This window comes from Flavobacterium qiangtangense (genome assembly GCF_042658345.1).
GTDB lineage: Bacteria > Bacteroidota > Bacteroidia > Flavobacteriales > Flavobacteriaceae > Flavobacterium > Flavobacterium qiangtangense.
Map to the genome: position 1 here is coordinate 21,686 of NZ_JBHSQB010000007.1, position 23,928 is coordinate 45,613.

Consider the following 23,928-nt stretch of genomic DNA (forward strand, 5'->3'; position numbering starts at 1 on the left):
CTTAAAGTCTGTTATCCATTTGTTTTACCATCATTTCTTTCCAAACTCGGAAATCTCCGGCTAAGATATGTTTTCTCGCTTCACGAACCAACCACATATAAAATCCAAGATTGTGAATTGTGGCAATTTGTTTTCCAAGATATTCGTTCGCTGCAAAAAGGTGTCTTAAATAAGCTTTTGAATATTCTGTATCGACAAAAGTATGCGCCATTTCATCAATTGGAGAAAAATCATCTTCCCACTTTTTATTCTTGATATTGATGGTTCCATAAGCCGTGAAAAGCATTCCGTTTCTGGCGTTTCTCGTCGGCATCACGCAATCGAACATATCGATTCCCAACGCTATATTTTCTAAAATATTGATAGGTGTCCCCACTCCCATCAAATATCTTGGCTTATCTTCTGGCAAAATTGCAGTCACAACTTCTGTCATTGCGTACATTTCTTCAGCTGGTTCTCCTACTGAAAGTCCGCCGATAGCGTTTCCTTGAGCGCCTGCATTTGCAATATATTCCGCTGATTGCTGACGTAAATCTTTATATGTACTTCCCTGCACGATTGGGAAAAAAGTCTGCTCATAACCATATTTAAACGGCTGTGTTTCCAAATGTTTTATACATCGGTCTAACCATCTGTGCGTCATGTGCATCGAACGTTGCGCATAACGATAATCACACGGATAAGGCGTACATTCGTCAAAAGCCATAATGATATCGGCCCCAATGGTGCGCTGAATTTCCATTACATTTTCTGGCGTAAAAACGTGGTAAGAACCGTCAATATGCGACTTGAACTTCACTCCTTCTTCCTTAATTTTTCTATTTGAAGAAAGCGAATACACTTGATAACCTCCAGAATCGGTCAAAATATTTCGGTCCCAATTCATAAATTTATGCAAACCGCCGGCTTTTTCCAAGATTTGAGTCTGTGGACGAAGGTATAAATGGTAGGTATTTCCTAAGATAATATCCGGATTTATTTCCTCTTTCAGCTCTCTTTGGTGCACTCCTTTTACCGAAGCAACCGTCCCAACAGGCATAAAAATAGGCGTTTCAATAACTCCGTGATCTGTGGTAATCTTTCCAGCTCTTGCCTTTGACGCAGGATCTGTGTGTAATAAGTCAAATTTCATTCTTCTCTTTTTATCGCAATCCCGAAATTTCGGAACGGTGGCAAAGATAATTTATTTGTGATTTATTCTTGAAACTTCGTGATGCGATTTATGATTTAATTTAACATCCTTTTGAAATTGTGGAAGTTGATACAAAAAAGTGGCGCAATTGCCCATAGAAATTGTCCGTTTCGCACAGCTAATTTTGCTATAAAAAAAAATAACTTTGATAGAAACAAAACTAAAAATCAATTTTATGGCAACAATGCAAAAAATAACGCCGAACTTGTGGTTTGACAACGTGGCTGAGGAAGCAGTAAATTATTACGTTTCCATTTTTAAAAATTCCAGCATCGGAAGGAAATCATTTTACACAAAGGAAGGTTTTGAATTTCACCAAAAACCCGTTGGAACACCGATGACAATTGAATTTCAAATCGAAGGACAAGAATTTGTAGCACTAAACGCAGGGCCAGAATTTCAATTTACTGAAGCCGTTTCATTCATCGTAAGTTGTGAATCTCAGGAAGAAATCGATTATTATTGGAATAAACTTTCTGAAGGAGGTCCGGTTGAATCGCAACAATGTGGCTGGCTGAAAGATAAATTCGGAGTTTCTTGGCAAATTATTCCAACGATTTTAACCGAAATTATGTCGGGAAATGATTCTGAACAAATGTCAAAAACAATGAACGCGATGTTTCAGATGAAGAAATTAGACATTGAAAAATTAAAAAACGGATAAATTTAAACCGAAGCCTTTCTAACCCGAAAGGCTTTTTATTTGGAAATAAATCTGATAAATCATTACTTTTAGCCTAGAAACAAAAAATAAATCTATGAAAAATCTAGTTTTTATTGCCTTAGTTTTTCTCACCTCAAAAATTTACAGCCAAGAAATGAAAACAGATTGGGCAAATATTTTAAAATATTCGAATGAAAATCAAAACCTGCAGGTACCTTCTAAAAACGAAAAGCGAGTAGTTTTTATGGGAAATTCAATTACCGAAGGTTGGAAAATGAGCAGTCCAGAATTTTTCTCTCAAAATAAATATATCAATCGAGGAATCAGCGGTCAAACGACATCGCAAATGCTTGTTCGATTTCGCCCAGATGTGATTGCGTTGAAGCCAAAATTGGTTGTTATCCTTGCCGGAATCAACGACATCGCACAAAATAATGGCCCAATTGAGTTGAAAGATGTTTTTGGAAATATAGTTTCAATGGCAGAATTGGCAAAAATTAATAACATCAAAGTAATTCTTTCTTCGGTTTTGCCAGCAAATGATTTTTCTTGGAAAAAAGGAATGGAACCCGCAGAAAAAGTGATTCAGCTAAATTCGATGCTTGAAAAATATGCTTCAGAAAATAAAATTCCTTTTGTAAATTATTATCTAAAAATGGTTGATTCTGAAAAAGGCTTGGACAAAAAATACACAAATGATGGCGTTCACCCAACGCTTGCTGGTTATAAAGTGATGGAACCAATTTTGCAAGAAGCGATTCTGAAAGCTTTAAAATAATATAAGATTTTGCCAATTTTATAATGAGTTTAAGGAAATTAGGATTTTGATTTCTTAACTTTAATTAAACCTAAAAACAAAAAATATGGCAACTCCAGAAAATACTAGAGCAAAATCAAAGTTGAAAAGAAACATCGGACTTTCAATCTTATTTATCCTCCTCGGGATTTATTTGACCACGAAGAAAGCAAATGATAGCACAGATTTTAATCCGACGATTGTCGTTGGTCTTGGCGTTTTATTGATTGTCGTGTTTTTATTAGTGATTATTTTAAGCGTGAAAAAGCTGAATAACTACAAAGACAAAATCTAAGCGATGAGCAAACGTGTCAAAAAAGCAAAAAAGCGAAGTAAGAAAAATAAGCTTGGAGTAAAAAACTCTTTAGTAAACAATATCAATGCCAGAAAGAAAAAAGGCAAATCACGAAGCAAAAGAAAATCCACAATTTCAAAGAAATCTTACAAAGAAATGAAGGACAATTGGGGAAAAAAGAAAGATTGAGTTTCACTTCAGAATAAAAAATTAAAAGGCCTTTTATAAGGCCTTTTTTTATTGATAACCTTTTGACAACTTTATGAAAATCTAAAATTCCAATTCTTTATTAATCCAAATATCTGATTATCTTTGCGCCAGTTTAACTTTATCACATAAAATGAAACCTAACACACAACAATTAAACAACTTAACTATTCAAGTACGAAGAGATATTCTTCGAATGGTTCACGCTGTAAACTCTGGGCATCCGGGTGGTTCGCTGGGCTGTACTGAATTTCTTGTAGCCCTTTACCAAAACATCATGGACAGAAAGCCAGGATTTGATATGGACGGAAAAGATGAAGATTTATTCTTCCTTTCAAACGGACATATTTCTCCACTTTTTTATAGCGTTTTGGCAAGAAGCGGTTACTTTCCGGTAGCTGAATTGGCAACTTTTCGTTTATTAAATTCTAGGCTTCAAGGACATCCAACAACTCACGAAGGTTTACCAGGAATTCGTATGGCTTCTGGATCTTTGGGTCAAGGAATGTCTGTGGCAATTGGTGCTGCATTGACAAAAAAATTAAACAATGACACTCACTTGGTTTACAGTCTTCACGGAGACGGTGAATTGCAAGAAGGTCAAAACTGGGAAGCGATGATGTATGCTTCTGCTTATAAAGTGGACAATTATATCGCAACAATCGACTTGAACGGAAAACAAATCGACGGACCAACAGACGAAGTGTTGCACATGGGAAGCATCAGAGCAAAATTTGAAGCTTTTGGTTGGGATGTTTTAGAAATTGAAAAAGGAAACGACATCGAGGCAGTAATCGCGGGAATGACTGACGCCAAGTCAAGAACAGGAAAAGGAAAACCAGTTTGCGTTTTGCTTCACACTGAGATGGGTAACGGCGTTGATTATATGATGTTCAGCCACGCTTGGCACGGAAAAGCGCCAAATGACGATCAATTGGCAACAGCTTTAACTCAAAACTATTGCGAAGGCGAAAGCGACTATTAATTAGGAGTTATGAATTATGAGTTATGAGTTTTTCTCGTAATTTTTAAATTCTTAAATCTTTCAATTTTTAAATTCATTATGAAGAAATACACAAATACAGGAAATAAAGATACTCGTTCTGGTTTTGGAGCGGGATTGACTGAATTAGGTCAAAAGAATGAAAACGTAGTAGCACTTTGCGCTGACTTGATCGGATCTCTTAAAATGGACGATTTTAAAAAGAATCATCCAGAGCGTTTTTTCCAAATCGGGATTGCGGAAGCAAACATGATTGGAATTGCTGCAGGAATGACCATTGGTGGAAAAATTCCTTTCACAGGAACTTTCGCTAACTTTTCTACAGGAAGAGTTTACGACCAAATTCGTCAATCTGTTGCTTATTCAGATAAAAACGTAAAAATCTGTGCTTCTCACGCTGGTTTAACTTTGGGTGAAGACGGTGCAACTCACCAAATTCTTGAAGACATCGGTTTGATGAAAATGTTGCCTGGAATGACTGTAATCAATACTTGTGATTACAATCAAACTAAAGCGGCTACAATGGCAATTGCAGATCACCACGGACCAGTTTACTTGCGTTTTGGCCGTCCATCTGTTCCAAATTTCACTCCAGAAAACGGAACTTTTGAAATCGGAAAAGCAATTCTTTTAAACGAAGGAACTGACGTAACAATCGTTGCAACCGGACATTTGGTTTGGGAAGCTTTGGTTGCTGCAGAAGCTTTAGAAGCAAAAGGAATTTCTGCCGAAGTAATCAATATTCATACGATTAAACCTTTAGACGAAGAAGCAATTTTGAAATCTTTGGCTAAAACAAAATGTATCGTTACAGCTGAAGAACACAATATTTTAGGAGGTTTAGGAGAAAGCGTTGCCAGAGTTTTGGCTTTGAACAATCCTGCTCCACAAGAATTTGTAGCAGTAAATGATAGCTTTGGAGAATCAGGAACTCCAGCACAATTGATGGAAAAATACAAGCTAAACAATCAAGCGATCGTTGAAGCCGTTGAAAAAGTAATCAAGAGAAAATAATTTCTTCTTACTATAAATAAAAAATCCCGTTCAAATTAATGAACGGGATTTTTTTATACTTATTGGTTAATTATTGACAACTTGGATCTAAGTGTTTCTTCAAACCACCCGTTGTGCCTTGACAATTCGGAATCAAATCAAAAGGATATTTATTTCCAAATGAATCTGAAATCTCATACAAGGTCAACATTCCATCGCCATCATCATCGTTATCTAAGAAATTTGGAAAACCATCACCGTCAGTGTCATCATCAAAAAGATCGCCATTACCGTTCACATCCTCATAAATAGAATAAATTCCGTCGCCATCATTATCGCTATATTTTAGAGCAATCAAATTAAACGTAAAAACCATTGGAGAATAGGCAGGCAAATTCGTTCTCGGAACAGCAAAATAACCAAGACCAGAAGGAATAAACATTACTCCAATTCCGTGATCCGCAAAAATTACATTTCCAGGATTTTCAGGATCTTCAGTAGCACTTCCTGTTTTAAATTTTTGCATCATTTTTCTCCAACCAGAAACAACAGATGACTGGTTTATCCAAACTGGATTTTCTCTATAATCAAAGTCAACATCACTCAAGTTCGTTCCTCTATATGAAATAAAAGTAGAGTCAACCTGAGATGGCGAATTACCATTTCCTTCTCTTAATTTAATATAATAAAATTTATATTCCACTGATTCATCAACCAATTCTCCGACATAAGGATTAGCTTCAGTAGCAATACGTTCATCACTCTTAAGCATTTCAAATTGCAATGGATATTCTGTTTGATCCCAAATTGAAGTTTGCGGCGTTCCTTCTCCAATGGCAAATATCCTTGGTATTGGATTTCCGTGAGCATCTGTAGTAACTTCCAAATAGTGCGTATGCAAATAGTCTTCGATAGAAATTAAATCTGCTGCATATTGTGTAGCACGGTCTCTTGGAGGCGCAACATAAACACCGTCATCATCCTTTTTACACGAGAAAAGCGACGCACTCGCAACAATTGTTAGTATAAGAAACTTAATTCTGTTCATTATTCATAGATTTTAGAGGCGCAAGATACAATTTTGATTTATTTTTGTAAACTAATTAACGTAGATTTTCAGTTTTAGTATGAGAGTAGACAAATACTTATGGTGCGTTCGATATTATAAAACCAGAAATATGGTGACCGAAGCTTGCAAGAAAAATCATATCACCGTAAATGGTCAGGTGGCAAAGCCGTCCAAAGAAGTTTTTGCAACCGATAAAATCACTTTTAGAAAAGACCAGATTACTTATAAAATTTCGGTTTTAGACATTCCTGCCAATCGCGTGGGAGCAAAATTGGTTGATATATATAGGAAGGATGAAACGCCGGCAGAATCTTTTGAGCATTTAGAATTATTAAAACTTTCAAAAGAACATTACAGAAAACATGGTGAAGGTCGCCCAACGAAAAAAGACCGCCGTGATTTAGATGATTTTGGTTCTGATTTTAATGAGGAAGAAGATTCAGAATAAATTCTTATAAAATAAAACAGTTTTTTATCTTTGGTAAAAATTAGCACAATGAGCAAAAATATCATTCTTAACAATCAAGAAATAGCCCACAAAACAAAGAGAATCGCTTACCAAATCTATGAAACTTTTGTAGAGGAAGAAGAAGTGGTTATCGCCGGAATCTCAAAAAGCGGTTATGTTTTTGCCGAAAAAATTGCTCAAGAACTCACTGCTATTTCAGAATTGAAAGTGTCTTTGTGCGAAGTTCATATCGATAAAAATAATCCAGCCAACGAAATTACGACGTCGTTAGATAAAAGCGAATATGAAAACAAAGGATTGGTTTTGGTCGATGATGTTTTAAACTCAGGAACTGTTTTAGCATACGGAATTCGATTTTTCCTAGACGTTCCGCTAAAGAAATTCAAGACAGCGGTTTTGGTGGACAGAAATCATAAAAAATACCCGGTAAAAGCTGATTTCAAAGGAATTTCATTGTCAACTTCACTTCAAGAACACGTGCAAGTGGTTTTCGAAAAAGACGACAATCACGCTTATTTAAGCTAATTTTTCTAAAATAGCATTTACGACATCTTCTATTGATTTCTCGTCAATAGAAATTTTATGTGTCGCTTGATTGTAGTAAAAACTGCGGTCAAATAAGTGCTTCGCGATATATTCTTTCATTTCTTCCTCGCTTTGGTCAGCAATCAACGGACGATTTTCTTTTATGGAAATTAATCGTTTATAAAGCGTTTCAATTGAACCTTTCAAATAAAACGAAGCGATCCCGTCGCCGTTCAACATTTCGTGATTATTTGCGTAGCAAGGTGTTCCTCCGCCCAAACTAATAATTGATTTTTCATCGGAAGCAATTAATTCTTTAAAAATTTCGTGTTCTAATTTCCTAAAATAGACTTCGCCTTTGGTTTCAAAAATAGATTTTATCGACAAATTTGTTCTGTCTTCAATAATTTTATCCAAATCAAAAAGCTTGATTTGCGTTTTTTCAGACAACGATTTTGCAATTGTTGACTTTCCGGAACCCATATATCCTAATAAAATAATTTTTGCCATTGAAATAAATCCTTATAAATTAAGGCGTTAAGAGATAATTAAAAAAAAAGACAAATTTAAAGCAATTTTACTTGGAAAAATAAATAATAACGCCTTATATTTGCACCCGCATTCAAGGAAATAAAATGACTCGATAGCTCAGTCGGTAGAGCACATCACTTTTAATGATGGGGTCCTGGGTTCGAGCCCCAGTCGGGTCACAAATGACCAGTCATTTAAAACATTTTCTTGAAAGCAATGACTCGATAGCTCAGTTGGTAGAGCACATCACTTTTAATGATGGGGTCCTGGGTTCGAGCCCCAGTCGGGTCACAAAAAGAAAGTTATTTGCCTTGGTAAATAACTTTTTTTGCTTTAAGGCCACGTGGAGAAACGGTAGACTTGCCATCTTGAGGGGGTGGTGCTCGAAAGGGCGTGTGGGTTCAAATCCCACCGTGGTCACGAATTAATTTTTTAAAATAAAAAGCGCCAAGTTTACTTGAGCGCTTTTTATTTTAAAAAAAATTTTCAAAGCGGAGCTTTGTGGGAAAGACAGAGTCAATCCCACCGTGGTCACTTTTTAAAATGCAAACATCTTATTTTTAGGCGTTTGCGTTTTTTATACCCTTACTTGCCCGACATCTTCCCTATTAACACTTTCTTTAAAATTAAAAAAATCGAATAGTTGAGTAAAGAGATTTCTCTAATCTCTCTAATTTTTAAATTCCGTGTTGCAAACAACAAGTAATTTAAACAAACACAGATTTGAGAAATTTTTAAATAAAATTCGTTATTTTTGTTTAGGAAACTTACAAAAACAATGAACAGTATCAAGAGCGTATTTAGCATAAAAGACCTGGAAAACCTTTCGGGAGTCAAAGCCCACACCATTAGAATCTGGGAAAAGCGGTACAATATTCTTGAACCGATGCGAACAGATACAAACATCAGGCTTTATGATATTGAAAATTTGCAACGCCTTTTGAACATTACGCTACTTCACAGTCACGGCTACAAAATTTCTAAAATATCTAAGTTTCCACCAGAAAAAATTCCGCAATTAGTCAAAGACATTATTTCTGAAAAAAGCGCCAAGAATCATGCTTTAAATGCGTTCAAAGTCGCGATGATGAACTTTGACCAAAGCCTTTTCTTGAATACTTACAATAATTTGCTCGCTGAAAAATCGTTTAGCCTGGTTTTTAACGAAGTTTTTATCCCGCTGTTGAACGAAATGGGCTTGTTGTGGCAAATTGGAACCATCACGCCTGCGCACGAGCATTTCATTACCTATTTGATTCGCCAAAAATTATTGAGCAATATTGAATCACTGCAACTCCAGGAACCCACGAACAACGAAAAAGTATTCGTGCTTTATTTACCGCACAACGAAATCCACGAATTAGCGCTGATTTACCTCAACTTTGAGATTTTATCAAAAGGTTATAAAACGATTTATTTGGGCCAATCCATTCCTATGGAAAACTTGAAGGAATTTTCGGCTTATTTTGAAAAAACCGTTTTTGTAACCTATTGGTCGGTTTATCCAGAGACGGATCAAGTCGATGCTTACGTGCAAAAATTCCAAAATGAAATTGTATCTAATTCAGAATCTGAGATTTGGATTTTAGGGAAGATAGCGAAACACATCGACAAGAAAAACCTCAACAAGACGACGTCAGTTTATTTCAATTTGCAAGACGTAATAAACAAACTTTAAATGTTTCTTAAAACCGAAGTTTTGTTTATCTTTTTGCTATATTTGTTAAACAGATGAATAAAGATATTAAAATAATAGGTTCCGGATTTTCAGCCTTGGCAGCTTCTTGCTACCTGGCGCAACAGGGACACACCGTAACGATTTACGAAAAAAATGCCACGATTGGCGGAAGAGCGCGTCAACTAAAACGAGATGGTTTTACCTTTGACATCGGCCCAACTTGGTATTGGATGCCTGATGTTTTTGAAAGATTCTTCGCCGATTTTGGTAAGAAACCTTCAGATTATTATGAGTTGACCAAACTTTCTCCTGCGTATCAAGTATATTTTGGGATCAACGAATTTGTAACTATTTCAGATAATTTGGAAGAAATTGCAAACACCTTCGAAAGCATCGAAAAAGGAAGTTCTGTTGCCTTGAAAGAATTTATGGCCAATGCCAAAAGCAATTATGACATCGCCATAAAAGATTTGGTTTACAGACCCGGAGTTTCTCCCTTGGAACTAATTACTTTGGAAACCGCGAAAAAAGTCAGTCAATTTTTCGGAACTATTTCAAAAGATGTTAGAATCAAATTCAAGAATAAAAAGCTCATTCAAATATTAGAATTTCCGGTTTTATTTCTCGGAGCAAAACCTTCTGATACGCCATCGTTTTATAGTTTTATGAACTACGCTGATTTTGGGATGGGAACTTGGCATCCAAAAAACGGAATGTATTCGGTGATTTTAGCGTTGGAAAAATTAGCAAAAGAACTTGACGTTGAAATAATTACAAATGCAAACGTCGAGAAAATTATTGTAATAAACGGGAAAGCCGACAGCCTTGTTGTAAATGGTGAAGTTATCGAAGCCGACATCATTTTAAGCGGCGCCGATTATCACCACACCGAAACATTGCTCGACGAACGCGATCGGGTTTATTCTGAAAAATATTGGGAAAGCAAAACTTTTGCGCCTTCTTCACTCCTATTTTATGTCGGTTTTGATAAAAAAATAGAAAATGTAGAACATCATTCATTGTTTTTTGATGTGGATTTTGACATCCACGCCGAAGCAATTTATGATAATCCAAAATGGCCTGACGAACCATTATTTTATGCCAGCTTTCCGTCAAAAACAGATTTGAATGCGGCGCCTGAAGGACAAGAAGCTGGAATTTTCTTGATTCCGATCGCTCCAGGAATTGAAGATCTTCCCGAAATTAGAGAGATATATTTTGAAAAAATTATGACTCGTTTTGAGAAATTGACACAGCAAAATTTAAAAAATAATGTTATATTTAAGGAATCGTTCTGTGTGAAAGATTTTATAAAAGACTATAATTCTTATAAAGGAAATGCTTATGGAATGGCTAATACGCTCTTTCAAACAGCATTTTTAAGACCGAAACTGAAAAGTAAAAAAGTCAAGAATTTATATTTTACCGGACAATTAACGGTTCCCGGACCTGGTGTTCCCCCCGCTTTGATTTCTGGAAAATTAGTATCAGAATTGATTCGCAAGGATAGATCATAATAATATTGCCATTTCAAACTACCACCAATGAAAGCTATTTTTGACACAATTTCTTTTGAATGCAGCCAGAATGTGACGAAGTCATACAGCACATCTTTCGCCTCGGCTGTAAAAATGTTAGCGCCGAGCATTCGCCAAGACATTTATAATATCTATGGATTTGTGCGTTTTGCTGACGAAATTGTGGACAGTTTTCACGATTATAACAAAGAAAATTTGTTTGAACTTTTTGAGCAAGATTTTTATCGCGCTTTAGAAAATAAAATTAGCTTGAATCCCATTTTAAATTCGTTTCAGCATACGGTTAGAAAATACGATATTTCATTAGAATTGATTGACGCTTTCTTAAAAAGTATGAAACTTGATTTGGTTAAAACAGAATATAAAACGACTGAAGAATACCAAGAATATATTTATGGTTCGGCCGATGTTGTGGGCTTGATGTGTCTGAAAGTTTTTGTAAAAGGTGACGAAGCAAAATATGAAGAATTAAAGAATGGCGCGATGAAACTGGGTTCTGCGTTTCAGAAAGTAAATTTCTTAAGAGATTTGAAAGCCGATTTTGAAGGATTAAGTCGCACTTATTTTCCGAATACGAATTTGAATCAATTAGACGAAATTTCAAAACAGCAAATTATTGCTGAAATCGAAGCTGATTTTGCTTTAGGTTACGAGGGAATTTTGGGTCTTCCGCTGGAAGCTAAATTTGGCGTTTACACGGCTTATGTTTACTATAAAAAATTATTGTCTAAATTAAAAAAGACACCTTCCGCTGAAATTAAAAACGCAAGAATCAGGGTTCCAGATTATGAAAAGTTTGGTCTTTTTGCCAAGTGTTATTTCAGTTATAAATTAAATATTATCTAAGTTATGTGGATTCATATATTGGTATTTTTCCTGACGTTTATTTTTATGGAATTTATGGCTTGGTTCAGCCACAAATACATCATGCACGGATTTATGTGGCATTTTCACGCCGACCATCACAAGAAAGACCACGATTCTTGGTTTGAAAGAAACGACGCTTTTTTCATCATTTATGCCGTAATCAGCATTGGTTTTTTTCTGCTTTGGCGATATGATATTTTTGAAATTGGTTTGGCAATTGGCCTTGGAATTTTTGCTTACGGATGCGCTTATTTTATGGTTCACGATATTTTCATCCACCAAAGATTTAAAATGTTCAGAAATGCTGATAATCCTTACGCGAAAGCGGTCAGACGTGCGCACAAGATGCACCACAAACACACGGGAAAAGAAGATGGAGAATGTTTTGGGATGCTCGTTGTTCCTTATAAATATTTTAGAGAAAGTTTCAAAAGCAAAAAGCCAATTGCTAAAAAAAATACCGCAGATTCACAGATTTAATCAACTTGGAATAATTAAGAAAACAAAAAAGCGTCTCGAGAAATCAAGACGCTTTTTTCATAACCAAACCAACCTAAATTTTATTGCGGAACCATTGCTTGCAACGGTTTCAATTGTTCTAAATCAATATTTGATTTTTTTAAAATGGATAGCATTGTCATAATCGACGCGGGATTCATATCGTCTCCCAAAACTCTTACGACTGCAAAACCAGCTTCTTTTTTATTTGCAAAAAGAACAAATTCGTCAATGGCATTGTCTTCGCCCACGAAGTAAATGGCGCCACCTTCTTTACCAGAACTCACTTTCATCAATTCTTGATACTTTGGGTCTTTTAGAATTGTTTGCACTTTTGCTCTTTCAGTTTCAAATTGTTTCAAATTCGTGCTATCTGATTTGAAAGCCAGAATATTCATTTTCTCTAAAGTTTCTAACGCTTTATTTTCTTCTGGAGACAATTCTGTTTTTTTCAATTGTAAAATTCGGGTTGACAAATCAACAGCAATAAAATCTTTTGATTCTGTGCTTTCCACGAAATACTTTTGAAGCGTTGGTTCTGAATTGCAACTCATTAGCGTCAAGCTCAATCCAATTGCAAGTAATGCTACTTTTTTCATCTCTAAATTATTTTGGACCTTTTGAGCCTTTTGTTCCTTTTTTCAACGCATCGCCACCCGGAAGATTCATTTTTTCTGTCAACATCGAAAGCTCATTCAAGTCAAAATTTCCTGTCAATGACATCAAAACCGTTTCGTCTTTTCCGCCACCTTCGATGAACATTAAAAGTTCTTTTACTTTCGTGGAAGTTGCACCAGATTTGACATAAATCTTGATGTTTTTTCCTCCGTCGTTTACGCGCATCAATTCTTCGAGCGCGGCAGTTTTTAAATATTTTGTGGATGTGGCTTTCATGTCAGCGGTTAACTTTGGGCTTGAAGTCACAAACACTTTCAGGCTTTCCAGTTTTTTGACCAAGTTCATATATTGCTGGGCATCCTTGTCATTTGATTTGACATTCCCCATCATTTCGAACATTTTTTTGCCAATTACCACTGCTGTTACACCATCTTGGCCGTCGTACTTATCAAAAGCACTTTGCCCAAAAAACAACGATGGCATAAAAGTCAAGACGAGTGTTACTAAATACTTTTTCATTTTCTTTTTATTTTAAATTGTCTGCTTATTTTGTAAAGTCACCAAGACTCGCCAAATCAATATCTCCTAATAATGAGATCATTACTGTTTCTTCTCCTTTTTCATCGCCACCTTCAATAAACATTAAAAGTTCTTTCACTTTTGAAGCGCCGTTTCCTGATTTCACATAAATCTGAACATTCTTACCTTTGTCATTCACTCGCATTAATTGCTCTAAATTTTCTTTTTTGCGATATGCTTCAAAAGTAGATTTCATGTCAGCCGCAGCTTTGATGCTTGAAGTGGAAAACATCTTGAAATTCTCGATGTTGTTTGCCAAATCCATGTATTTCGCCACAGCTTTATCTTTAATGTCAGCTTTAATTCCGCCAAGCATTTCAAAGGTTTTCTTGTTTACAACCACCGAAGTGATGTTTTCTTGTCCGTCAAATTTATCAAAAGCCGCTTGTCCAAAAAATAATGTTGGAACTAAAGCTAAAACCATGGTAACTATAAATTTTGTCATTTTTTCTAATTTTTAAATATTAATTCTTTTGATTCTTGGTACTCATTAACGTATTCCATACTCTGAACGCCTACATTCACATTTTTTGACAACAGATTCAAGGCTTTTTGGGTTTCCTCAAAAGCTTTTTGAGGATCATCATACGTTCCTAAATCTTGATTCTGGTTCATATTATAATTGTAAAAAGTAAACATCCCAAGCAAAACAACAATCGAAGCTGCAATTGATAACCACGCCACATTTCGTTTCGTAGTTTGTAGTGGAATCTTTCGCTCAAACTTTTGCTCTTTTGCCGATGAGAAATAGCCAAACATTGCTTTATACTGGTCTAGATGCTGCGCAACATCATTAGACGAAAAATAAACTTTTAGTTCTTTTTCTTCAGCAATCGTTGTTTCTCCCTCAAAGTATTTTTCTAATAAATTTTCTATTCTATCTAATTCCATAGCTGTGTGTTTTTGTCATAAATTCTCTAATTGTCTTCCTTGCTCTTGAAAGCGCGACGCGAACCGCGGTTTCATTCATGTCCATCATTTTGGCAATTTCTTCAAATTCATATTGTTCGATATCCCTGAATTGAACAATCATTCGTTGTTGTTCTGGGAGTTCATTTATTATTTTTTCGACCCAAGTCAAACTGTCAGAATCTTCAAGTTGCTGTTGCATCAAAGGCGTTCGGTCAGTAAAATGATTGTGGACGATTTGCAGATTGCTGGCTCGTTTTGATTTTAATTGGTCCAGACAATAATTTTTAGTCATTGTCATCGCAAAAGCTTCCACACTATTGTATTTATCCAAACCTTGTTTTTTGTCCCAAAGTTTTACCAAAACTTCCTGAGTGGCATCTTCCGCTTCCTCCGTACTCACCAGCAAACGCTTGGCAAGTCTAAAGACTTTATCCTTAAAAGGAGTGATGAGATTGACAAACTCAAGTTGGTTCATTTGACGGTTATTGGTCGGTTATATTAGAAAGACGAGGCACAATACTTTTTGTTACAAGAAAAAATATTTTTTTGAAACTAAATGCCATAAATTTACGTTAATATTTATTCTGACCAATAAGAACACCAAGAATGAAAAAGACTTTTATAATCACAATCGCACTATTTATAGGGATTTCCACATTTTTTTCGTGCCAAGATGACCTTGACGATATTGAAGTTCCTGCGAGTCTTCAAGTACGAGATTTTATTTGGAAAGGATTAAATCTTTACTATTATTGGCAAGAAGATGTTCCAAATTTGTCAGACGACCGTTTTTCTGGTCAAGCCGAATTGAATACTTTTCTGCAAGGATACGCTTCTCCAGAAACATTGTTCCAAGAATTAAGATTTGAACCAGGACAAACCGATAGATTCAGTGTAATGTATAGCGATTATACTGCGCTGGAAGGAGTTTTGAGTGGCGTAACCACAAATAACGGCGTCGATTATCAATTAATCAGAAAATCAGAGGGTTCCAATGATGTTGTGGGCTGGGTTCGATATATTATTCCAAATTCTGATGCTTCGACCAAAAACATTCAGCGTGGCGATATATTTTATGCTGTTGATGGTACCGCTTTGACCGTTGACAATTATCGAACTTTATTAGGAAGTCAGACTTACACTTTAAATCTAGCCAATTATGACAACGGAAACTTTACGCCAAACGGCGAATCGGTTTCTTTGACCAAAACGCAGTTGTCTGAAAATCCAATTTTATTGAGCCAAGTTTATGATTATGCGCCAAAAAAGATTGGTTATTTGATGTACAACGGATTTTACAACGAATATGACGGACAATTAAATGCTGTTTTTGGGCAATTTCGTTCACAAGGAATAACTGACTTGGTTTTAGATTTGAGATATAACGGAGGCGGTTCGGTTCAAACTGCAACATATTTGGCAAGTATGATTACCGGCCAATTTGACGGTCAGGTTTTTGCAAAACAGCAATGGAATTCTAAAGTAGAAGCGCATTTTTCTCAAAATAATCCGGAGAATTTAATCAATAGATTTACAAGTTCTATTTCTGGAGTTGGCGCCATCAACAGCTTAAATTTAACGAAAGTCTATGTCTTGACCACCGGAAGCACGGCTTCTGCAAGCGAATTAGTCATAAACGGATTGGCTCCTCACATTCAAGTTATCAAAATTGGAGAAAAAACAATCGGGAAAAATGTGGGCTCGATTACCTTATATGATTCGCCTACTTTTCAAAAATCGGGAAGAAGTTCTCGACATAAATATGCGATGCAACCCATTTGTTTTAAAGTCATAAATTCTGATGGTTTCGGGGAATATCAAGATGGAATTGACCCAACAGGAACTCCTTTGGAAGAAGATTTAGGAAATTTGGGACAATTAGGCGATGTAAATGAACCTTATTTGAGCAATGCAATTAGTCAAATTACAGGAAACGGCAGAATTAAATCGCCAGCTCCGTTAAAATCCTTTGCACGACTGAAAGACAGAAAAGCATTGCAACCTTTTGGGAATGAAATGTATCTGAACGAGATTCCGTTTGAATCTTTAAATATCAAGTTTTACGAAAATCAATAAAAAAAGGCTTCCGAATTGGAAGCCTTTTTTCTGATTGAAAATTGAAACTAAAAACTAATCGTTGAAATAAAATCCAGCCGGAGTTACACCAACAGTGTATTCTTTTTCAAGGCTTCCTGTCAATGAATAAATGTAAACTTTTCCGTTTGAACTGTAATCTCCCGCGTCTCCAACAAAGATTTTATTGTTTTCAACTGCAAAGCTGTACACGCCGTAAACACCTTGAGAAGTCGTGCTGAACAATGGTTGGGTTGGTAAAGTTGCATTTGTCGTTTTCACGAAAATATCAGAATCTACCGTATAATACATTTTATTGTCTTCAATTACCAAGTTTGAAGGATGTTGTCCTGCTGGAAAAGCGTAGCTAGTATTTTGGTTTCCGTTTAAGTTAATTTGGTGCAAAGCTCCAGGTGTTTCGTCGTTTGTCCAAGATGCTTTTCCTGCACATAAAACGTAAAGAACGCCATTTTCAATTTCCAAAGAATTTGGAACATCGCCTACAGCAATCGTTGAAGTCACGGTGTTTGTTGAAGCAGAAATCACAGAGACAGAATTACCGTAACCATAACCGCCTTGGTGCGCCACATACAGTTTATTATCTTCTTCAATGATTCTTTCTGGACCTTCAACAACCGGAATTGTTGCTGTAACCGCATAAGAATTTAAGTCTAAAACAGCTACATAATCATCGGTTGCAACACCGCCGTCGCCCCAGTTTGTCACGTATCCTTTTCCGTTTGCAAACGCAATATATCTTGGATTGCTCAATCCTGTGGTAATTGTAGCAAGCGTTTCAAAAGTATAACGATTTACCACTTGAATGCTGTTTGAACCGTTTAAAACGATAAACGCTTTCTCATCGTTAAAACCAATATCTTGACCTGTATCGCCCAAAGTCGTTGGATTTACCGTAGAAAAAATTTCGTTTTGTTGTGTTGCAAAATCATTTGAAATATAAGTAACTTCAGAATTTCCTGCTAAAAAATTTCCTTGGTTTAAAACCAAAAACCCATTGTCATAAGCGCCTAAAGGCAATTGTGGTGCTTTGTCATCGTCAGAATTACACGAAACAAAAAATACGGCACCTGTTAAAGCAACTAAAAATAATTTGCTGAACTTCATTGTATTAAAAATTAAAGGTTAGATTCACAGAATAATTTCGCCCTGGCAACGGACGATTTAAGGTACTTTGGTAATTTTCATTCCAAAGATTTAAAACTTCAAAACCAAGGTTGGCAGTTTTGAAAAAAGTATAATTCACACCCACATTTGAAACCGAATATCCATCAAGAGTATACGCATTATCCGATGAAGTAAACACTTCTCCGTTAAATAAATATTGATAATAAGCGGTAAAATTTCCAAAAGAATACGAAGCCGAAGACGTCAATTTATGATACGGAACGTAAATCAATTGCTTGTCTAATTTCTCGTCTTTTGAAATCGTGTACGCATACGAAGCATTAAAATCGAAAGTGTTTTTGCCAAAATTTTTGTTCCAATTTAAATAGCCTTCAGCGCCATAAGTTTCCACTTTTGCAACATTATTTGGTGTCCAAATTCCACCAGTTCCTGGTGACCAACGAAGCATATCGTCGATTTTAATGTAATATCCAGTTGCCGAAAAAGTGAATTCTCTATATCTAAATTCATTTCCAATTTCTGCCTGATACGAACTTTCTGGATTCAAATCTGCGTTCCCGCTTCCTTGCCAGTACAAATCGTTAAACGTTGGAATCCTAAAATTTCGTGACGCATTTAATTTAACCGTATAAAATGAAGCTATTTTGTAATTTGTTCCAAGAGAAAACAAAACCGGACTTTCATAAGTATTGGTCAGCTCTTTTCTCACCGATATTTCATATAAAAATTTATCTGAAACGGAATGTTTGAAAAGCAATGTTCCTGCGCCAATTTCTCGCGTAGTTTCTTGAATATCCGAACCAAAACCTTTGGTTTGATTGTATTCAAAAATAGAATTAATAGAAATATTTTCGCTCAGATTAAACGCCAAATCATACTTTGCGATGGCAGTTTCGGCTTTTCCGTGCGTGAAAAAATCAGCCTGCGCATTTTCAAAGTACTTATAGTTTTCACTGATAAATGCGACTTTCAGCTTAGACGTAAATTTGCTGTAAAGTCCAATCCATTCCAGCATATTTCGAGTATTCAAATCTTGATATTTACTTTTTGAAACTGCATTTATGGTTCCTGAAAAGTGTCTTTCGCTATCAAAAACTTGGCTATAAAGCTTGAAAATATTGGAGTCATTTAATTTATAACCTGCAACAACATTGACGCTCGTATTATAAAATTGCCCATTTTCGTTTTTCTTATTGGTGTCTAAAAACTCATAATCATTATCAGAAGAATTTCTGGAAACGCTCGCTTGAACCGAAAATTTTCCATCAGAAACATCTACTTTATAATTTCCACCAAAAGTGTTGAAACTGCCATAATTCAAACGAAGTTCGTTATCAAAATGATTGCTGAAACTTATATTATTATTTAGGTGAATGCTTCCGCCAATGGCGCTGCTTCCATAAATCGAGCTTCCTCCACCCGCTCTGACTGTGATATTGTTAAAATTCCGAGTAGTCAAAGTGTTGAAATCCGTCTGTCCGTTTAACTGCGAATTGATGTTGATTCCGTTCCAAATCACTGCAGTTTGTTGTGCCGTCGTTCCTCTAAAAGACGGCGAAGAAACCATCCCAAATCCGTTTTCTTTGAAATAAATTACGGTGTTGTAATTCAGCAAAGAAGTCAGCGATGATTGATTTTTGTTGATGATGGAATCGTTCAGTTTTTGAACCGACTGAGAATTAGAGTAATTTTTTAATTGCAAATCAGAAATTTCGACAACCTCCAAAGTGCGGATGCTGTCATTCTGTGCCAAAGCGAATTGGCATGCAAAGAAAATAGAAACTAAAAACAGCTTTTTAAAAGTCATAATTTCCGAAACCTTTTTCCCGAAGGTTTGATAATTGTTAGAAAAAAGGCAGGTCTCCTGGCTTGCGTCTTGCTGTTTACCTTCCCATTCGATTTTAGAATTTTGATTTTAGATTTTAGATTGAATCTAAAATCTAAAATCTACAGTCTAAAATTAGAACAGTGGTTTTGTAGATAACAGCGAGCTTTGTAGCTTACAGTTGCGGGAACAGCTTTGGTTTTAAACCAAATTCCCTTTTAATGTGATTTCTAAAAATGTAAATCACAACCTTAATTCGGGTGCAAATATAGCAGATTAGATTGAATTTTTATCGAAAATGTATTTATTACAACCAAATCATTTAAAAAATTATCAATAATTAATTCTGACATTTGTTCTTTGTAAAGCATAACTTTTATCTTTGCGCACTCCACAAATACCTTTTTATGAAATTATTTCTCTCAAAATATTCGGTTTTCCTGTTTTTAATCTTTGCCGTAAGCTGTAAAAAAAACGAGGGAAATCAAGCGGTTTCCAATCAAAAAATTGAAAATTCAATTCAATATGCAAAAGGTTTGGAAATCTATAAATATGATGGATATTCAGTTGTAAAAGTTTCACATCCGTGGCCGGAAGCGGAGAAAGGATTTTCGTATGTCTTGCACAAAAAGGATGTTACAGTGCCAGATAGCTTAAAAAATTATACCCAAATTCAAGTTCCGATAAAGTCGATTGTAGTCACTTCAACAACGCACATTCCTTCGTTGGAAACGCTGGGCGTTGAAAACACACTTTTAGGTTTTCCAAATACCAATTATGTTTCTTCCGAAAAAACGCGAGCTTTAATCGATGCTAAAAAAGTCAAGGAAATCGGTACAAATCAAAGCTTAAACACAGAAGTTTTGATTGATTTAGCACCCGATGTCATCGTTGGTTTTAGCATCGACAATAACAATAAAACCTATTCCAACTTAGAACAAAACGGTCAAAAAATAATTTATAACGGAGATTGGACGGAACAAACGCCACTTGGAAAAGCAGAATGGATTAAGTTTTTTGGCGCTTTGTATGGCTTGGAAGAAAAAGCCGACGCTGAATTTAAAACCATTGAAAAAGAATATAATGATGCTTTGGCTTTGGCCGAGAAAACGACTTCAAAACCAACCGTGTTCAGCGGCGCGATTTATCAAGACAAATGGTATTTGCCAGGCGGAAAAAGCTGGGCTTCGTTGTTCATAAAAGACGCCAATGCAACGTATCTTTGGGCGACAACTCCAGAAACCGGAAGCCTTTCTTTATCATTTGAAACGGTTTTGGAAAGAGCTGAAAACGCTGATTTTTGGATTGGTCCAGCACAATTTACAACTTTGAAAGAAATGACAGATACCAACCCAAATTACAAGTTTTTTAAAGCTTATAAAAACGGAAATGTGTATTCTTTCAGCAGTAAAAAGGGAAAAACAGGCGGTGTTTTATATTATGAGTTGGCACCAAATAGACCAGATTTGATATTGAAAGATTTGATAAAAATTATGCATCCGGAGATTTTGCCTGATTATGAATTATTCTTTTTTGAAAAATTAAAATAGAAGTGACCGCAGATTCGCAGATTATTAAAAATTATAATTATTTCGAAAATCTAAAATAAAATCTGCGGTAGAAAAAAATGAGCACAAAAAAAAACAATATTATTTTCATCGGATTGCTGGTTTTTCTGGCAGTTTGTTTCTTGCTGAACATCAGTTTGGGTTCGGTAAAAATTCCGGTGGATGATATTGTCAGTTCCCTTTCTGGCGGTCAGGCGACTAAAAATTCTTGGGAAATAATCATCTGGAATTACCGACTTCCAAAGGCGATTACTGCAATTTTAGTGGGAATGGGATTGTCAATCAGCGGATTATTAATGCAAACTTTATTCAGAAATCCGCTTGCTGGGCCAGATGTTTTGGGACTAAGTTCTGGAGCAAGTTTGGGCGTGGCTTTTGTCATTCTTGGCGCAGGATTTATGCCTTCGTTTTTGAGTGAATTTTTTCTTTCTGCTTATGGAATGGTTTTGGCATCCATCTTGGGAAGTTCCTTGGTTTTACTGGCCGTTTTAGTGGTTTCGCAAAAGCTTCGGGATACAATGGCAATTTTGATTGTCGGCTTGATGTTTGGCAGTTTTGCAAACGCAATAATTGGCGTCCTCACCTATTTTAGTTCTGCCGAAGAATTGCAAAAATTCACTTTTTGGTCACTCGGAAGCCTAGGAAATCAATCCTGGAACAACATTTTGATTTTAGGAATCACTTGTTTCATCGGATTATTTTTGAGCGCGATTTGTATAAAACCCTTAAATGCGTTGCTTTTGGGGGAACGTTATGCCAAAAGTTTAGGAATAAATTTCAATAAAACACGATTGTTAATCATCATCGCAACCAGCATCTTAGCCGGAAGCATTACCGCTTTTGCAGGACCGATTGCCTTCATTGGTTTGGCCGTTCCGCACATTGCAAAAATGATTTTCCAAACCAGCAGTCATTACATTTTATTTTGGAGTACGTTGCTCTTGGGCGCAATTGTTTTGCTGATTTGCGATACGATTGCTCAAATGCCTGGAAGCGATTTCACGTTGCCAATCAACGCAATTACGTCAATTATCGGAGCTCCGATTGTCGTGTATTTATTAGTCAGAAAACGTAAATTTATGGTCTGATGAAAAACAAAATTATACTTTCGGCAGTAAAATTAAGCACAGGATATTCTTCCAAAAAAGGCAAGAATGTAATTGGTTCAGAAATTAATTTGGAACTAAAATCCAAAACTTTAATCTCGTTAATTGGCGCCAACGGAATCGGGAAATCGACGTTGCTCAGAACCTTGACTGGTATTCAGAAACCGCTTTCAGGCGAAGTTATTTTGAACCAAAAAAATATAGACAGCTATAATCAGAAAGAATTGGCGCAACAATTGAGCATTGTTTTGACCGAAAATCTTCCGCCGAGCAATTTGACTGTTTTTGAATTAGTCGCACTCGGCAGACAACCTTACACCGATTGGATTGGGAAATTGACTCCAGAAGATATTTCAAAAGTAAACGAAGCCCTTTCTTTGACGCAAGTCAGTCATTTGGCGACCAAAAAACACTTTGAAATCAGCGACGGACAATTACAAAAAGTGCTGGTAGCGAGAGCTTTGGCACAAGACACGCCTTTAATAATTTTAGATGAACCAACAACGCATTTAGATTTGGTTCACAAAGTATCACTGTTGAAATTATTAAAAAAATTAGCTTCCGAAACCAACAAATGTATCTTGTTTTCAACGCACGATTTAGATTTGGCCTTGCAGTTAAGCGATGAAATGATTGTCATGAATTCCGAAAAAACGGTGATGGATTCTCCGGAGAATTTGATTGAAAATGGCATTTTAAATTCTTTGTTTGCAGACGAAATGATTTATTTTGACAAAGAAAAAGCCAAATTTATTCTTAAAAACCTTTAGAATAAAAATCGCTTCCGCTATCTTTATGAACATAAACGACTTTGCGATGAAACGAATTTTACAATTATTTTTGATATTTTCTGCTTTTGCAGGTTTTGGCCAAATTAATGTTGAAGTGACTTCAAACGGAATTAATCCAAATCCCGTTACCGGAACGCTTCCCGCTATGACCGACGAGCGATTTATTGAGTTGACGCAAATGTGGGCTCCAGAATTTTCGCGCGGTGAATTTGACATAACTGAAGTCACAGAAAATTCAATTACAATCGATGCTTTTCGCGACAACGCTTTTTTGTACAGAAATAAAGGCGAAACATTTTTTCACAAAATAAAGTACCAATTAAAGGTTTCAAAAAATGGAAACTCTTACACTTCTTCGTTTAAAATCTTAGAAATTTATGCCAATAAAGTACTTTTAAAATCCACAATTTCTGATTATTTTTTATCAAACGAAAATTTAAAAGAAGGTTTTGAAGAAGTAAAACCAACGCTGGAAAGGTCGGTGAATATCATCTTAAATTCGTTTGACAGCTATTTAAAAAACACCAAATCTTAAAGCTCAATCTGTCTTTTTGCTTCACCAATTGCAAAAGCTACCGAGTTTGCCAAGTTATAACTTCTGACCAAAGGCGAGATTGGAATGCTGAGATGATTTTCGAACAGAGCCAAAACTTCTTTACTTAAACCAACTGATTCTTTTCCAAAAACCAACCAATCTCCATTTTGAAAATTCTCTTTCAAATATGATTTTTCGGCATGTGAACTAAACAGAAAAACACGCGATTTATCCGGAATTTGTTGCATCCATTCGCCAACATTTTGGTACTCTTTCCAATCTAAATGTACCCAATAATCCAAACCAGAACGTTTTAAATTTTTGTCAGTAATTTGAAATCCGAATGGATGAATTAAGTGGAGACGATTCTCTGTTCCCACACAAAGACGGCCGATGTTCCCTGTGTTATTTGGTATTTCTGGTTCAACTAAAACGATATTGAGCATTGAT

28 protein-coding genes, 3 tRNA genes and 1 riboswitch are annotated in these 23,928 nt (G+C 35.8%); of the genes, 20 read left to right on the forward strand and 11 right to left on the reverse strand.

The genetic code is table 11. The features are described from left to right. Position 1 precedes the first annotated feature (1 nt). Entirely contained in the window at positions 2–1,132 is a 1,131-nt protein-coding gene (tgt, locus tag ACFPVY_RS07915; protein ID WP_379791428.1) for a tRNA guanosine(34) transglycosylase Tgt, read from the reverse strand. A gap of 235 nt (positions 1,133–1,367) precedes the next feature. Here tgt and ACFPVY_RS07920 point away from each other — a divergent pair, with 235 nt between their 5' ends. From ACFPVY_RS07920 to ACFPVY_RS07945, 6 genes are all read left to right on the forward strand, one after another. Continuing rightward, positions 1,368–1,856: a VOC family protein gene (locus tag ACFPVY_RS07920; protein ID WP_379791429.1), complete on the forward strand. Its 489-nt coding sequence runs from the start codon at positions 1,368–1,370 to the stop codon at positions 1,854–1,856. 94 nt (positions 1,857–1,950) lie between these two features. After that, positions 1,951–2,634, forward strand: a complete 684-nt coding sequence (locus tag ACFPVY_RS07925) for an SGNH/GDSL hydrolase family protein (protein WP_379791430.1) — start codon at positions 1,951–1,953, stop codon at positions 2,632–2,634. 85 nt (positions 2,635–2,719) lie between these two features. Next, entirely contained in the window at positions 2,720–2,947 is a 228-nt protein-coding gene (locus tag ACFPVY_RS07930) for a hypothetical protein (protein WP_379791431.1), read from the forward strand. 3 nt (positions 2,948–2,950) lie between these two features. Further along, positions 2,951–3,136 carry a hypothetical protein gene (locus ACFPVY_RS07935; protein ID WP_379791432.1) on the forward strand — a complete coding sequence of 62 codons (186 nt, stop codon included), beginning with the start codon at positions 2,951–2,953 and terminating at the stop codon, positions 3,134–3,136. A gap of 151 nt (positions 3,137–3,287) precedes the next feature. Then, positions 3,288–4,139 (forward strand): transketolase, encoded by an 852-nt coding sequence (locus tag ACFPVY_RS07940; protein WP_379791433.1) that lies wholly within the window; start codon positions 3,288–3,290, stop codon positions 4,137–4,139. A 78-nt stretch (positions 4,140–4,217) separates the two neighbouring features. Next, positions 4,218–5,171, forward strand: a complete 954-nt coding sequence (locus ACFPVY_RS07945; RefSeq protein WP_379791434.1) for a transketolase family protein — start codon at positions 4,218–4,220, stop codon at positions 5,169–5,171. A 70-nt stretch (positions 5,172–5,241) separates the two neighbouring features. Here the strand turns inward: ACFPVY_RS07945 and ACFPVY_RS07950 are convergent, their stop codons facing one another. Continuing rightward, positions 5,242–6,198 (reverse strand): FKBP-type peptidyl-prolyl cis-trans isomerase, encoded by a 957-nt coding sequence (locus tag ACFPVY_RS07950; RefSeq protein WP_379791435.1) that lies wholly within the window; start codon positions 6,196–6,198, stop codon positions 5,242–5,244. Between the two features lie 79 nt (positions 6,199–6,277). Between ACFPVY_RS07950 and ACFPVY_RS07955 the strand changes: the two genes are divergently transcribed. Beyond that, entirely contained in the window at positions 6,278–6,667 is a 390-nt protein-coding gene (locus tag ACFPVY_RS07955) for an RNA-binding S4 domain-containing protein (RefSeq protein ID WP_379791436.1), read from the forward strand. Positions 6,668–6,715: 48 nt separating this feature from the next. Further along, a complete protein-coding gene (locus ACFPVY_RS07960) occupies positions 6,716–7,213 on the forward strand; it encodes a phosphoribosyltransferase family protein (protein ID WP_379791437.1) in 498 nt (165 codons plus the stop codon). Here ACFPVY_RS07960 and ACFPVY_RS07965 read toward each other — a convergent pair. Further along, the gene (locus ACFPVY_RS07965) at positions 7,205–7,723 is read right to left on the reverse strand and encodes a shikimate kinase (protein WP_379791438.1); all 519 of its coding nucleotides are present in this window, start codon (positions 7,721–7,723) and stop codon (positions 7,205–7,207) included. The two genes, ACFPVY_RS07960 and ACFPVY_RS07965, sit on opposite strands and share 9 nt — an antisense overlap. A gap of 127 nt (positions 7,724–7,850) precedes the next feature. On the opposite strand from ACFPVY_RS07965, the gene ACFPVY_RS07970 reads away from it, so the two are divergent. The 7 genes from ACFPVY_RS07970 to ACFPVY_RS08000 all read left to right on the forward strand — a co-directional run bounded on the left by ACFPVY_RS07970 (position 7,851) and on the right by ACFPVY_RS08000 (position 12,307). Next, positions 7,851–7,923: transfer RNA gene (locus tag ACFPVY_RS07970), tRNA-Lys, on the forward strand. 39 nt (positions 7,924–7,962) lie between these two features. Further along, positions 7,963–8,035, forward strand: a tRNA-Lys gene (locus tag ACFPVY_RS07975). A 46-nt stretch (positions 8,036–8,081) separates the two neighbouring features. Beyond that, a tRNA-Leu gene (locus ACFPVY_RS07980) sits at positions 8,082–8,164 on the forward strand. A gap of 358 nt (positions 8,165–8,522) precedes the next feature. Beyond that, the gene (locus ACFPVY_RS07985; protein WP_379791439.1) at positions 8,523–9,422 is read left to right on the forward strand and encodes a MerR family transcriptional regulator; all 900 of its coding nucleotides are present in this window, start codon (positions 8,523–8,525) and stop codon (positions 9,420–9,422) included. 53 nt (positions 9,423–9,475) lie between these two features. After that, the gene (locus ACFPVY_RS07990) at positions 9,476–10,939 is read left to right on the forward strand and encodes a phytoene desaturase family protein (RefSeq protein ID WP_379791441.1); all 1,464 of its coding nucleotides are present in this window, start codon (positions 9,476–9,478) and stop codon (positions 10,937–10,939) included. Positions 10,940–10,966: 27 nt separating this feature from the next. Then, on the forward strand, positions 10,967–11,806 hold the full coding sequence (locus tag ACFPVY_RS07995) for a phytoene/squalene synthase family protein (RefSeq protein ID WP_379791442.1): 840 nt from the start codon (positions 10,967–10,969) through the stop codon (positions 11,804–11,806). Between the two features lie 3 nt (positions 11,807–11,809). After that, positions 11,810–12,307 carry a sterol desaturase family protein gene (locus tag ACFPVY_RS08000; RefSeq protein ID WP_379791443.1) on the forward strand — a complete coding sequence of 166 codons (498 nt, stop codon included), beginning with the start codon at positions 11,810–11,812 and terminating at the stop codon, positions 12,305–12,307. An 80-nt stretch (positions 12,308–12,387) separates the two neighbouring features. Here the strand turns inward: ACFPVY_RS08000 and ACFPVY_RS08005 are convergent, their stop codons facing one another. From ACFPVY_RS08005 to ACFPVY_RS08025, 5 genes are read right to left on the reverse strand one after another with little or no spacing between them, the layout of a single operon-like run. Further along, positions 12,388–12,924 (reverse strand): DUF4252 domain-containing protein, encoded by a 537-nt coding sequence (locus tag ACFPVY_RS08005; protein ID WP_379791444.1) that lies wholly within the window; start codon positions 12,922–12,924, stop codon positions 12,388–12,390. A 7-nt stretch (positions 12,925–12,931) separates the two neighbouring features. Further along, positions 12,932–13,462: a DUF4252 domain-containing protein gene (locus ACFPVY_RS08010; protein ID WP_379791445.1), complete on the reverse strand. Its 531-nt coding sequence runs from the start codon at positions 13,460–13,462 to the stop codon at positions 12,932–12,934. A 25-nt stretch (positions 13,463–13,487) separates the two neighbouring features. Beyond that, on the reverse strand, positions 13,488–13,967 hold the full coding sequence (locus tag ACFPVY_RS08015; RefSeq protein ID WP_379791446.1) for a DUF4252 domain-containing protein: 480 nt from the start codon (positions 13,965–13,967) through the stop codon (positions 13,488–13,490). Positions 13,968–13,972: 5 nt separating this feature from the next. Next, positions 13,973–14,413 (reverse strand): hypothetical protein, encoded by a 441-nt coding sequence (locus ACFPVY_RS08020; RefSeq protein ID WP_379791447.1) that lies wholly within the window; start codon positions 14,411–14,413, stop codon positions 13,973–13,975. After that, positions 14,400–14,909, reverse strand: coding sequence for an RNA polymerase sigma factor (locus ACFPVY_RS08025; RefSeq protein WP_379791448.1), 510 nt, complete (start codon positions 14,907–14,909; stop codon positions 14,400–14,402). The genes ACFPVY_RS08020 and ACFPVY_RS08025 overlap by 14 nt, the downstream gene beginning before the upstream one ends. 131 nt (positions 14,910–15,040) lie before the next feature. Between ACFPVY_RS08025 and ACFPVY_RS08030 the strand changes: the two genes are divergently transcribed. Continuing rightward, positions 15,041–16,510, forward strand: coding sequence for a S41 family peptidase (locus ACFPVY_RS08030; protein WP_379791449.1), 1,470 nt, complete (start codon positions 15,041–15,043; stop codon positions 16,508–16,510). Between the two features lie 54 nt (positions 16,511–16,564). On the opposite strand, the gene ACFPVY_RS08035 is transcribed toward ACFPVY_RS08030, so the two are convergent. Together ACFPVY_RS08035 and ACFPVY_RS08040 are read right to left on the reverse strand one after the other, a co-directional pair. Continuing rightward, on the reverse strand, positions 16,565–17,632 hold the full coding sequence (locus tag ACFPVY_RS08035; protein WP_379791450.1) for a YncE family protein: 1,068 nt from the start codon (positions 17,630–17,632) through the stop codon (positions 16,565–16,567). Positions 17,633–17,636: 4 nt separating this feature from the next. Further along, positions 17,637–19,460, reverse strand: coding sequence for a TonB-dependent receptor plug domain-containing protein (locus tag ACFPVY_RS08040; RefSeq protein WP_379791451.1), 1,824 nt, complete (start codon positions 19,458–19,460; stop codon positions 17,637–17,639). 30 nt (positions 19,461–19,490) lie between these two features. Then, a riboswitch (cobalamin riboswitch) is annotated at positions 19,491–19,747 on the reverse strand. Between the two features lie 138 nt (positions 19,748–19,885). Between ACFPVY_RS08040 and ACFPVY_RS08045 the strand changes: the two genes are divergently transcribed. From ACFPVY_RS08045 to ACFPVY_RS08060, 4 genes are all read left to right on the forward strand, one after another. Next, entirely contained in the window at positions 19,886–21,028 is a 1,143-nt protein-coding gene (locus tag ACFPVY_RS08045; RefSeq protein ID WP_379791452.1) for an ABC transporter substrate-binding protein, read from the forward strand. Positions 21,029–21,105: 77 nt separating this feature from the next. Next, positions 21,106–22,134: an iron chelate uptake ABC transporter family permease subunit gene (locus ACFPVY_RS08050; RefSeq protein ID WP_379791453.1), complete on the forward strand. Its 1,029-nt coding sequence runs from the start codon at positions 21,106–21,108 to the stop codon at positions 22,132–22,134. Then, on the forward strand, positions 22,134–22,922 hold the full coding sequence (locus ACFPVY_RS08055; RefSeq protein ID WP_379791454.1) for an ABC transporter ATP-binding protein: 789 nt from the start codon (positions 22,134–22,136) through the stop codon (positions 22,920–22,922). Before ACFPVY_RS08050 ends, ACFPVY_RS08055 begins: the two co-directional genes overlap by 1 nt. 46 nt (positions 22,923–22,968) lie before the next feature. Continuing rightward, on the forward strand, positions 22,969–23,478 hold the full coding sequence (locus ACFPVY_RS08060) for a hypothetical protein (RefSeq protein ID WP_379791455.1): 510 nt from the start codon (positions 22,969–22,971) through the stop codon (positions 23,476–23,478). Here the strand turns inward: ACFPVY_RS08060 and ACFPVY_RS08065 are convergent. Further along, a complete protein-coding gene (locus tag ACFPVY_RS08065) occupies positions 23,475–23,924 on the reverse strand; it encodes a tRNA (cytidine(34)-2'-O)-methyltransferase (RefSeq protein WP_379791456.1) in 450 nt (149 codons plus the stop codon). The genes ACFPVY_RS08060 and ACFPVY_RS08065 overlap by 4 nt on opposite strands. Between the last annotated feature and the right edge of the window lie 4 nt (positions 23,925–23,928).

Coding starts and splice junctions, on each gene's coding strand:
- ACFPVY_RS07920 (WP_379791429.1), top strand. CDS start 1,368: ATGGCAACAATGCAAAAAATAACGCCGAACTTGTGGTTTGACAACGTG.
- ACFPVY_RS07995 (WP_379791442.1), top strand. CDS start 10,967: ATGAAAGCTATTTTTGACACAATTTCTTTTGAATGCAGCCAGAATGTG.
- ACFPVY_RS07925 (WP_379791430.1), top strand. CDS start 1,951: ATGAAAAATCTAGTTTTTATTGCCTTAGTTTTTCTCACCTCAAAAATT.
- ACFPVY_RS08035 (WP_379791450.1), bottom strand. CDS start 17,632: ATGAAGTTCAGCAAATTATTTTTAGTTGCTTTAACAGGTGCCGTATTT.
- ACFPVY_RS07985 (WP_379791439.1), top strand. CDS start 8,523: ATGAACAGTATCAAGAGCGTATTTAGCATAAAAGACCTGGAAAACCTT.
- ACFPVY_RS08020 (WP_379791447.1), bottom strand. CDS start 14,413: ATGGAATTAGATAGAATAGAAAATTTATTAGAAAAATACTTTGAGGGA.
- ACFPVY_RS08005 (WP_379791444.1), bottom strand. CDS start 12,924: ATGAAAAAAGTAGCATTACTTGCAATTGGATTGAGCTTGACGCTAATG.
- ACFPVY_RS07965 (WP_379791438.1), bottom strand. CDS start 7,723: ATGGCAAAAATTATTTTATTAGGATATATGGGTTCCGGAAAGTCAACA.
- ACFPVY_RS07990 (WP_379791441.1), top strand. CDS start 9,476: ATGAATAAAGATATTAAAATAATAGGTTCCGGATTTTCAGCCTTGGCA.
- ACFPVY_RS07960 (WP_379791437.1), top strand. CDS start 6,716: ATGAGCAAAAATATCATTCTTAACAATCAAGAAATAGCCCACAAAACA.
- ACFPVY_RS07950 (WP_379791435.1), bottom strand. CDS start 6,198: ATGAACAGAATTAAGTTTCTTATACTAACAATTGTTGCGAGTGCGTCG.
- ACFPVY_RS07955 (WP_379791436.1), top strand. CDS start 6,278: ATGAGAGTAGACAAATACTTATGGTGCGTTCGATATTATAAAACCAGA.
- ACFPVY_RS08050 (WP_379791453.1), top strand. CDS start 21,106: ATGAGCACAAAAAAAAACAATATTATTTTCATCGGATTGCTGGTTTTT.
- tgt (WP_379791428.1), bottom strand. CDS start 1,132: ATGAAATTTGACTTATTACACACAGATCCTGCGTCAAAGGCAAGAGCT.
- ACFPVY_RS08025 (WP_379791448.1), bottom strand. CDS start 14,909: ATGAACCAACTTGAGTTTGTCAATCTCATCACTCCTTTTAAGGATAAA.
- ACFPVY_RS08030 (WP_379791449.1), top strand. CDS start 15,041: ATGAAAAAGACTTTTATAATCACAATCGCACTATTTATAGGGATTTCC.
- ACFPVY_RS08065 (WP_379791456.1), bottom strand. CDS start 23,924: ATGCTCAATATCGTTTTAGTTGAACCAGAAATACCAAATAACACAGGG.
- ACFPVY_RS08000 (WP_379791443.1), top strand. CDS start 11,810: ATGTGGATTCATATATTGGTATTTTTCCTGACGTTTATTTTTATGGAA.
- ACFPVY_RS07940 (WP_379791433.1), top strand. CDS start 3,288: ATGAAACCTAACACACAACAATTAAACAACTTAACTATTCAAGTACGA.
- ACFPVY_RS07935 (WP_379791432.1), top strand. CDS start 2,951: ATGAGCAAACGTGTCAAAAAAGCAAAAAAGCGAAGTAAGAAAAATAAG.
- ACFPVY_RS08015 (WP_379791446.1), bottom strand. CDS start 13,967: ATGACAAAATTTATAGTTACCATGGTTTTAGCTTTAGTTCCAACATTA.
- ACFPVY_RS07945 (WP_379791434.1), top strand. CDS start 4,218: ATGAAGAAATACACAAATACAGGAAATAAAGATACTCGTTCTGGTTTT.
- ACFPVY_RS08055 (WP_379791454.1), top strand. CDS start 22,134: ATGAAAAACAAAATTATACTTTCGGCAGTAAAATTAAGCACAGGATAT.
- ACFPVY_RS08040 (WP_379791451.1), bottom strand. CDS start 19,460: ATGACTTTTAAAAAGCTGTTTTTAGTTTCTATTTTCTTTGCATGCCAA.
- ACFPVY_RS07930 (WP_379791431.1), top strand. CDS start 2,720: ATGGCAACTCCAGAAAATACTAGAGCAAAATCAAAGTTGAAAAGAAAC.
- ACFPVY_RS08060 (WP_379791455.1), top strand. CDS start 22,969: ATGAAACGAATTTTACAATTATTTTTGATATTTTCTGCTTTTGCAGGT.
- ACFPVY_RS08045 (WP_379791452.1), top strand. CDS start 19,886: ATGAAATTATTTCTCTCAAAATATTCGGTTTTCCTGTTTTTAATCTTT.
- ACFPVY_RS08010 (WP_379791445.1), bottom strand. CDS start 13,462: ATGAAAAAGTATTTAGTAACACTCGTCTTGACTTTTATGCCATCGTTG.